The organism is Moorena sp. SIO3I6 (assembly GCF_010672095.1).
This window is the reverse complement of sequence record NZ_JAAHHU010001025.1, coordinates 1-1777: the sequence shown is the minus strand read 5'-3', so window position 1 is coordinate 1777 and position 1777 is coordinate 1. Positions and strand designations below refer to the sequence as shown.

1 protein-coding gene and 2 pseudogenes are annotated in these 1777 nt (G+C 43.3%); all 3 read right to left on the bottom strand.

The features are described from left to right. A pseudogene (locus F6K49_RS45675) lies at window positions 1-213 on the bottom strand (hypothetical protein); the annotation flags it as partial. 282 nt (window positions 214-495) lie between these two features. Beyond that, window positions 496-1083, bottom strand: a complete 588-nt coding sequence (locus F6K49_RS45670) for a serine O-acetyltransferase (protein ID WP_293108875.1) — start codon at window positions 1081-1083, stop codon at window positions 496-498. 296 nt (window positions 1084-1379) lie between these two features. Beyond that, window positions 1380-1777: pseudogene (locus F6K49_RS45665) on the bottom strand (glycosyltransferase family 2 protein); the annotation flags it as partial.

The window sequence follows — 1777 nt, the reverse complement described above, 5'->3', positions numbered from 1 at the left end:
AATTCTTCTCACCCATTCGCTACTATTTTGAGTATCTTGTCGATCACGCCACATGCCAATAAAAGGTTGATTATCTAATTCCAGAGGGTGAAGAGATGCCGGTTTTTTCGTTACATACTGTTTTTTGAACACCTCAATGATATCGGCAATAATGTTTTGAACCTCTTCTGGTAGTTCTTGAATATCTTTTGTCAGTTGTTCTAGGTCACGCATAAGTCTTAGGAAGACTATCCAATCACTTTCTATAAATCCATTATACAAAGTAATTGCGGGTGCATCTCATTTTTACTGTTTGACCCGGTGGGTGGAATGGGCATCTTGCCCGTTACAATTTTCGGACGGATTCTCCTAACACTGGCTACCTAGAAAATCAGGGTTTCCCCGTCCCTAACGCACCCTACGCAACTCTTTCCCGATTCCCGATTCCCGATTCCCGATTCCCGATTCCCGATTCCCGATTCCCGATTCCCGATTCCCGATTCCCTTGTTTACTTCTCAAATAGAGCCATTCTCTTCAAAAGAACGCACCTTAATAACCTTAGCAGGAATTCCCACTACCGTTGCGCCAGCAGGTACATCTGATAAAACTACAGCATTAGCACCAATATTTGCCCCGTTACCGATAGTAACCTTGCCAAAAATATTAGCACCAGCTCCAACATTGACACTTTTTCCTAAAGTGGGGGCATCCAAAGGACGATCTAAATAACGATTACCCAAAGTGACCCCTTGACGTAGGATACTATCATCACCAATAGTGCAATCCCCATGAATCACAATCCCACTTTGATGCTCAATAATTACTCGGCGACCAAGCTTTACCGTGTAAGGTAATTCAATGCCATAGGTATTACGAACTTTACGATATAATGCTCGGTAGAGAATACTAAAGGGAGCCCGTAGTAACTTCGGTTGGATGTTCATTCTCCAGACTCCAAACCGCTGCACCGCCACAGCCCGAAATCCTGGCTTAGTCCAATCACAACCATGGGCTTTCCAATCTTCTTTAATTTGTTGCCAAAGTCCCAACTTATCGGTTTTTGGCTCGGTATAATTTGCCGTTAAATCTGTTGGCATCACCATAATTTATTGTTAGTGTTTGTTGTTTAGGGAATAGGGAGTAGGGAAAAGGGAATCGGGAATCGGGAATCGGGAATCGGGAATCGAGAAGTTAGAAGTTAGAAGTTAGAAGTTAGAAGTTAGAAGTTAGAAGTTAGAAGTTAGAAGTTAGAAGTTAGAATTGGGAATCGTGAATAGTCCATCAGTTTTGTAGAACAGGCTTCTAGCCTGTGGCACGCGCATTAGCTGATAGCTGATAGCTGATAGCTGATAACTGATAACTGATAACTGATAACTGATAGCTGATAACTAATAACTAATCACGAAATCTTCGGACTACTAAAAGCACCACCTTTACAAAACACACTATTGCGGAGAAAATCAGTAAGTAAGTGGGGCGGCTCAAGATTGGGCTTACCTTGAACCATTCGGCGCAATTGCCACAATAAATAACTAGAAGCCCAGGTATGATCGGCTAGAGCAGCGTAAAACCAACCATAGTTTTTGAGAAAATACCGTCGCCGAGAATCAAACACATACTGGGGTCGGCGTTTGGGTGGACGCTTGGTGTCGGTAACACCTGAACTTTGCCCAACTAAGTGGACTACGCGACTTTCAGGGACATACCAGCATTCCCAGCCAGCTCTCTGGGCTTGCAGGCAAAAGTCCATTTCTTCGTAATACATGAAATAAGCTTCATCGATCAGGCCAACCTGCT

Bases quoted from the DNA above. Each gene is read 5' to 3' on its own strand.
- F6K49_RS45670 (WP_293108875.1), bottom strand. From the start codon at position 1,083: ATGGTGATGCCAACAGATTTAACGGCAAATTATACCGAGCCAAAAACC.